The sequence below is a fragment of the Psychromonas hadalis ATCC BAA-638 genome (assembly GCF_000420245.1).
Lineage (GTDB): Bacteria > Pseudomonadota > Gammaproteobacteria > Enterobacterales > Psychromonadaceae > Psychromonas > Psychromonas hadalis.
The window spans coordinates 23,647-31,327 of the sequence record NZ_ATUO01000025.1 but is presented as its reverse complement, the minus strand read 5'-3'; the positions used below and the strand labels follow the sequence as shown (position 1 = coordinate 31,327).

Sequence of the window (7,681 nt, the reverse complement as noted above, 5' to 3'; positions counted from 1 at the left end):
CAACTTACGCCTTAAATTTAGCTATTTTTCCTGCACAAAATTTAGATCACATACTTAATGTAATCGGTATAATAAAAAAAAACACAAAAACGGGCATAATAAGACACAACATCCTAACTGATATAAGCTCAGAAAGATATCACCATTATTTCCGATGTAAGTTAAGCAATAACTCAGCCTCTGCTCGAGGTAGTTCACACTCAACCATCAATTCTTCAATAGATGCACCTAATTCCACCATTTTAGTGGCGCGTGTATAGAGACGATTTTCGGGGGCTTGTGCAACTAAATTTTGGTGGTTTTCTTGGGTTTTTTTAAGCAGAGATTCTAACTGTTGGATCTTTTTCCCCATGCCAACACTGCCGGCATGCAACTCAATAAATTGTTGTTTAAATGCATCATTACTCGCGAGTAATGATTTTATTAACACTTCTAAGGTATGATTTTTTTTAGTTTGTTTTTGTATTAAAAGATAACTAATAATAAAAAAAACAAAGGCCAACACTAAGGTTAGCCACGGCAGGTATTGTAAATACTGTAGGTACATCAGTTACTCATTTAAATTTATAGGATACTTAATTCATCCCACTCATCATCACTGAGTAACTTGTTTAAATCAACTAAAATAAGTAAACCATCATCACGATTAGTCACACCTTGTATAAACTGTGAACTCTCTTCCGTTCCTACATGGGGTGCAACTTCCATCTCAGATTTTTTCAGATAAACAACTTCGGCAACACTATCAACCAAAATACCAATTACCTGTTTTTCCGCTTCAATGATAACAATACGACTATTGTCGGTAATATCGGCAGGCATTAAACCAAAACGTGAGCGAGTATCAATAACAGTGACAACATTGCCACGCAGATTAATAATACCTAAAACGTAATCTGGCGCACCAGGTACCGCAGCGATTTCACTATAACGTAATATCTCTTGTACCTGCATTACGTTAATTCCATAGGTTTCATTTTCTAATTGAAAGGTAACTCGTTGGAATATTTCATCGTCTGAGCCATTCTCTGATCCGTTGCTATCTCTATTCATAATATTCTCTATCTAATTTGCTTGGTTAAATGATTTTCATTGGTAATACATGTAATTAATTTATTTTAGTTGCTAATTGTAATTTTTCCAGTACTAATGCCCATGAATATTCATTCCGCTATTCAATAGTTTAACTAATTCTTCAGCATGAATCAGCGCGCACATTTTTTCTTTTACCATGCCCGCCAGCCAAGGACGTTTACCTTGTACTTCTCGCCATTTTATTTGTGAACGGTTAAGGGTTTCTGTTCCCAGTAATTTTTCACAAGAGAGCCCCCATGGCGTCGCACCCAATAAAATATAGTGGCTATAAGCTAATGTATCAGCAGACTCACCTGTATTAACCCATTTAGCCGTATCAACAATATTAAACAGTGAATTACCGTGTGTCATGACACCAGAAAACCAAGATGGTTTTCCAATTAATGAATTCATTGAATCATCAAGATGATGAATACCACCTAAGTCTGTAAGGGGAACAGCAAATGTTAATCCAGACAGTTCAAAAAAAAGCACCTGAAACTCATTTTCTACCTCGATATTTTTCCACTCAAGCTCTTTTTTAGGTGCGACAGGTTCTATAGTTTGAAGCACAGGCTCATTGACAATATCAGTTTCTGAAAAAACTAAGTTTTCAGGTAAGACGGCTGCATTGGCCGTTAATGTATCGGTAGCCGTTTCCACCATCACCTCTGTAATGGGTTTATCATTTAACATTGAGTTGAAATAACTGGTCATCGCTTCATCATTATGATTTTTCATTTAATAAGACTCTATCTGTAACAGGTGGTTAAGTAATGTTTCATAAGCAAAAGCGCCACGACAATTATGGGAATACTGGGAAACAGGTAAATGTTGCAAACTTGCATCTCTAAATTTAGTATCAATAGGAATAACGCCACTCCAGACATGACTTGTATAGGTTTTTTTCAGCTCATCTAACGTATTTAGTGATGCACGTGTACGCTTATCAAACATAGTGGGAATAATACAGTAGTTAAAAACGGAGTCGCGATTTTTTTGCATAATTTGCAGGGTTTTAACCATACGTTCAAGCCCTTTATAGGCTAAAAACTCCGTTTGTACAGGGACTAATATTCTGTCACAAGCGGCCAGAGCATTAACCATCATCACCCCTAATACTGGTGGGCAATCGATAAGAACAAAATCATAATCATCTTCAATTAGCCTCAACTGCTTTTTAAGAAAAAGTCCCATCCCCTCTTTATCACCAAGAACACGATCTAAGGTAGCAAGCGACATTGATGCGGGAATAAGGGAAAGCCCATCTATCTCTGTCGGTAAAATAACCTGCTCAAGTTGTGCTTTGTTTTCTGCTGGTTCTTGAAAAAGGTCATACAAACTAACCGGTAGTTGATCCGATTCATATTGCAGGTAACTGGTTAATGATGCATGCGGGTCGGTATCAATTAAGAGCACCCGAAAGCCACGCTCAACTAATAAACCGGCTAATGAGATTACCGTGGTTGTTTTACCGACACCACCCTTTTGATTTGCTACTGTCCAAACTAACAACGCTATTCCTGCCTTGTGGTTATAATTAATCGATTATTAGGTAGGTACACTTCGTGCATCTTTTCGCTATCTTCTTTTGGCTGAGTAGACTGAGAAACACCAGTACTTTTTAATAAGTCGCTTTGTAATAAAACTTTCTGTAATAATTTATTTTCCGATAAATCACTATTTTTCTCAACTGTTACTACCGCATATTTTGAGATCGCGATAACAACGCGGCGACTTTTTAGTGAATCAACACGATTATTTCCATTGATCACAGGAGAATATCGACCATAAGCCTCTACCACCATTCGCTCTCCGCTGATTCCCTGCTTATTTAATGCGTGTAAAACACTAAATGCGCGCATTCCAGACAGTTCCCAATTGGAGCGATAAATTTCATCTGCAATCGTTTCATTATCGCTATAACCACGTATCCTAAGTAAATTATTAACCTTACTTAATACTTCTGATATTTTATTTACCACTTCATTGGCAGAGTTTAATAATGTATGACTGCCACCTGCAAAAAGAAGTTCGCCTCCCATCTCAATCGTTAACCAATCTCCATTAAGATCTAATTCAACATTTTTTTTATCTAACTCAGAAATGAATACATTGTCTAACGCTAATTTTATATCGCTCAACTCCCAACCCGCTTTAAGAGTATCAACAGCAGAAAGCTCATCGTTGGCTTGATTTATCATTTCCTCTGATAACATTGCAGGCCCTGAATCGTCCCTAATACTGTTACTATTGTGAGTTAAAATTCCCTCGTTATTCGAACTAAATACAGATTGATTAAGCAATTTACTGGCCTTTTGAAAACTTACCATCACCTCTTTATATTGCTCTTTGTCATTAACAGAGACAGCATATAACACCACAAAAACGGCAAACATTAAGGTCATAAAATCAGCAAAAGAGATACTCCAACGATGTAAATCGTTGCCTTTGTGCATCTGCATACGACTGCGAGGGCGGACACGCATTAGTATGAAGCTCTATCAATATATCCGCTTAAACGACGCTCAAGTAACAGGCCATTCTCGCCATGAGCAATCGCAAGTAACCCAATCAATGTCATCTCTTTATAAAGTGCAACAAATTGATAATGTAAACGGATTTTATTGGCAATAGGCAAGTAGATAAAGTTGGCAAAACCGACACCGTAAATGGTGGCAATAAACGCGACGGCAATGCCCGCCCCAAGCTTCTCAGGCTGGTCTAAATACCCCATTGCCTGTATCAATCCAAGTACCGCACCGATAATACCAATCGTTGGACTGTATCCTCCCATCGACTCATAAAGTTGTGCACTACGCTCTTGATGCTCACTATCAAGATCAATATCTTGTTGTAAAATCTCTTGAAGTGCCATTTGATCACAACCATCAATCAGCATAGATAACCCTTTTTTGGTGAAGGGATCAAGGCTCTTATCTTGCTCATTCTCTTTTTCTAAACTCAATAAACCATGTTGTCGTGATTTAATTGACCACTTTTGAATTTTTTTAGCTTGTTGTGCAAGGGATAATTGAGGTGTAGTAAAGATTTGTGGTAATAAACTTAATGCATGTATTAATTGCTTAGGAGATGTTTGCACTAAAATAGCACCCAATGTACCACCAAATACAATTAAAAAAGCGGGAAGATTAAACAAACCCGCGATTGATGAACCATGATAACTTTGTGCAAATAAGATACTCGAGACAATAATAACAAAGCCCAAAAGCCCCAATTTATTCATGCTTCAGTTCCACTAAAATACGTTTTGAGACTTGATCAATAGGCAGTGATTCTGTTGCAATACCCGCTTTAACAACAGCTTGTGGCATACCATAAACAACACAACTGGCTTCATCTTGTGCCCATATCTCAGCACCTTTTTCTTTTAACATGCGCGCGCCTTCACGACCATCAGCTCCCATGCCAGTGAGTACAACCGCTAACACTTTTTTCCCGTACAGTTTAGAAAGTGATGCAAAAGTGATATCAACACTGGGTTTATAATTGAGCTTTTCACTGCCCTCATGAATGCGTATTCTTCCATGACCAGCACGACCATCTAATAACATCTGTTTTCCACCAGGAGCAAGATATGCACAACCTGGCTTTAAAATATCACCATCACTTGCCTCTTTAACATTGATTTGACAGATACCGTTTAATCTATCTGCGAACGCTTTAGTAAAGGTACCTGGCATATGCTGAATCAGGAGAATAGGAAGTTTAAAATTACGTGGTAGTGCTGATAAGACCGTTTGCAATGCAACGGGTCCACCCGTTGAAGTGCCAATTGCTAATACATCATAGGTTTTACCCGATGCTTTAAAACGTTTATTACTCACCAGTGGCGCAGTTGCCTGTTTAACCGGAGTACGTATTGGTGCAGTTGAAGTAACTCGCACTTTAGGCGCTAAGTTATTCTCATTTAATTTTTGAAGGGCAGTGAGTGCAGGTTTGGTTTTTTTTGCTATTACCCCTTTATTAACCGTTGGCTTAACTATTACACGGGCAACTCGTCGAGAAGCAATGGCTTCAATTCGCTGCTGTAAAAGCTTAATAGCCTCCTCTTTATCGCGTGCAATGTCTTCAAACTTTTTAGGTAAAAAGTCTGCAGCACCAGCCTCTAATGCATCTAATGTTGCACTTGCACCTTGGTGAGTAAGCGAAGAAAACATTAAAATTGGCACTGGATTTGTTGCCATAATTTTCTTCACCGCGGTAATACCATCCATGATAGGCATCTCAATATCCATCGTGACCACATCTGGTTTAACCTTGGCCACCATATCAATTGCTTCTTGGCCATTATTTGCGGTTCCGATTACCTCTAATGCAGGCGACTTATTAATGATCTCACTAACCCGACGACGGAAAAAACTGGAATCATCAACAACTAATACTTTTATCACCATATTATTTCCTATCAATTATGCACAAGGGTTTATGCATAATGTTTTAATAAACTTGGTAAATCAAGAATCAATGCAATACCACCATCACTGGTGATCGTTGCTCCTGCCATACCGGGTGTACCTGACAATAATTTATCAAGCGCTTTTATAACAACTTCTTCTTGCCCTAGCAAAGCATCCACAACAAATGCAATCTGCTGTACACCAAGTTGTACAATGACAACATGGCCGACTCCCTTGCCTTTCTCAACCTGTGGTTTATTAGGCGCTAACCAGTCACTTAAATAGAACAGTGGAATCGCTTTATCACGAATAACAATTGTTAACTGATTGTTCACGAGATGTGTTTTAGCAAGATCAAGATGGAAAATTTCATTTACATTCGTCAGTGGCAGTGCGAACGTTTGATCTGCAACCACAATCATTAATGTAGGTAAAATAGCTAATGTGAGTGGTACTTTTATCTCTAAACGGGTACCTTTACCAATTGCAGAATCGATTGAGATCGTCCCGTTCAATTTAGTTATACCCGTTTTCACCACATCCATTCCCACGCCACGACCTGAAATATCTGAAATTTCTTTTTTGGTCGAAAAACCAGGGGCAAAAATAAGTGAGTAAGCATCTTTTTCTGACATTCTATCAGCCGCATCCTGATCTAAAACGCCTTTATCGACAGCAATTTTTTTGAGTAATTCAGCATCCATACCAGCACCATCATCTTCGATAACCAGTAATATATGATCCCCTTCTTGAGAAGCGGAAAGCAATATGCGCCCCTCTTTCTCTTTTCCAGATTGCATTCGTACACTTGGCATCTCAATACCATGATCAACTGAATTACGCACCAAATGCACCAATGGATCAGCAAGTGCTTCCACCAAGTTTTTATCTAGATCTGTCTCTTCACCCACTAACTCAAGACGAATGTTTTTACCTAGCGTTCTCGCTAAGTCTCGAACAATACGTGGGAATTTACCAAACACTTTTTTGATTGGTTGCATCCGAGTTTTCATCACGGAACCTTGTAGGTCGCCCGTGACAATATCAAGGTTAGCCACAGCGCGAGAGATCTCTTCATCTTCAGAGGTTGTCTCAAGACTAACAAGACGATTGCGCACTAATACTAATTCACCCACCATATTCATAATTTCATCAAGAATAGCAGTATCAACACGCACCGTTGGTTCCGCTTTTGCTACTGGCGTTTTAGGCGTTGTTTTTTTAGCTGGCACAGAAGTCTTCGCTTTAGGGGTTGCTTTTGGTGCAACAATAGGCGCTTTTACTACTTTTTTAACGGGTTCAACTTTAGGCAGAACAGGTGTTTGAGCAACAGATACATTACTTGTTTGCGCACTTTGACCTGCACCATGCAACTCATCTAACAAAGATTCAAATTCATCATCAGTGATCTCATCACCATTGCCTATTACAACGGTTTCTGGCGTACTATCTTGCGCCCCGCTATGAGCACCTTTGCCATGCAGTTCATCCAGTAAAGATTCAAATTCATCATCATTTATTTCATCAATTGATGCGGCAGAGCTTGTTTCGGGTGTTGAATGTTGCCCTGATCCATGTAACTCATCTAATAACGATTCAAACTCATCTTCACTTATATCTGCATTTTCTGCACTCGCAGGTCTTGCTTCAACTACGGAGCCAGACTGAGCATGTAATTCATCTAATAACGCATCAAATTCAGATTCATCAATTTCATCAATTTCATCACTGTTACTCACGGGCGCTTCAACAACAAGATCGGGAGTAGCGTCAACACTAACTTCATCTTGTGATTCAGGTTTACTTAAACGATGTAACTCCGCGAGTATTGCAGCAGGGGCTGCATTCGCTTCTTCACCTGTTTGCAGCGCTTGAAATTGTTCATTGATAACATCAAGCGCAGCGAGAATGGTATCCATCAAAGATGCACTTAAACTACGATTATTTTGACGCATGCAGTCAAACACGTTTTCGGCACCGTGACAGGTTTCAACCAACTCTGTTAATGAGAGGAAACCTGCACCACCTTTTACAGTATGAAATCCACGGAAAATGGCATTGAGTAGTTCAGTATCATTAGGATTGTTCTCTAACTCAACCAACTGCTCAGACAGCAATTCTAAAATTTCTCCTGCTTCAACTAAAAAGTCCTGCAGGATCTCTTCATCTACTTCAAATGTCATTTT

General features: G+C 39.0%; 8 protein-coding genes. All 8 read right to left on the bottom strand.

Features of this window, described 5'->3' with window-relative positions:
- Positions 1-145: 145 nt before the first annotated feature.
- Positions 146-547 carry a DUF2802 domain-containing protein gene (locus G322_RS0105130; RefSeq protein ID WP_022940736.1) on the bottom strand — a complete coding sequence of 134 codons (402 nt, stop codon included), beginning with the start codon at positions 545-547 and terminating at the stop codon, positions 146-148.
- A 17-nt stretch (positions 548-564) separates the two neighbouring features.
- Positions 565-1,053, bottom strand: a complete 489-nt coding sequence (locus G322_RS0105125) for a chemotaxis protein CheW (RefSeq protein WP_022940735.1) — start codon at positions 1,051-1,053, stop codon at positions 565-567.
- A 93-nt stretch (positions 1,054-1,146) separates the two neighbouring features.
- Positions 1,147-1,815, bottom strand: coding sequence for a chemotaxis protein CheW (locus tag G322_RS0105120; RefSeq protein WP_022940734.1), 669 nt, complete (start codon positions 1,813-1,815; stop codon positions 1,147-1,149).
- Positions 1,816-2,589 (bottom strand): ParA family protein, encoded by a 774-nt coding sequence (locus G322_RS0105115; RefSeq protein WP_022940733.1) that lies wholly within the window; start codon positions 2,587-2,589, stop codon positions 1,816-1,818.
- 2 nt (positions 2,590-2,591) lie between these two features.
- Positions 2,592-3,563, bottom strand: coding sequence for an OmpA/MotB family protein (locus G322_RS0105110; protein WP_022940732.1), 972 nt, complete (start codon positions 3,561-3,563; stop codon positions 2,592-2,594).
- Positions 3,563-4,321 carry a flagellar motor protein gene (locus tag G322_RS0105105; RefSeq protein ID WP_022940731.1) on the bottom strand — a complete coding sequence of 253 codons (759 nt, stop codon included), beginning with the start codon at positions 4,319-4,321 and terminating at the stop codon, positions 3,563-3,565. Before G322_RS0105105 ends, G322_RS0105110 begins: the two co-directional genes overlap by 1 nt.
- Positions 4,314-5,492: a protein-glutamate methylesterase/protein-glutamine glutaminase gene (locus G322_RS0105100; protein ID WP_022940730.1), complete on the bottom strand. Its 1,179-nt coding sequence runs from the start codon at positions 5,490-5,492 to the stop codon at positions 4,314-4,316. The genes G322_RS0105105 and G322_RS0105100 overlap by 8 nt, the downstream gene beginning before the upstream one ends.
- Before the next feature lie 29 nt (positions 5,493-5,521).
- A complete protein-coding gene (locus G322_RS0105095) occupies positions 5,522-7,678 on the bottom strand; it encodes a chemotaxis protein CheA (RefSeq protein ID WP_022940729.1) in 2,157 nt (718 codons plus the stop codon).
- Positions 7,679-7,681: the final 3 nt, after the last annotated feature.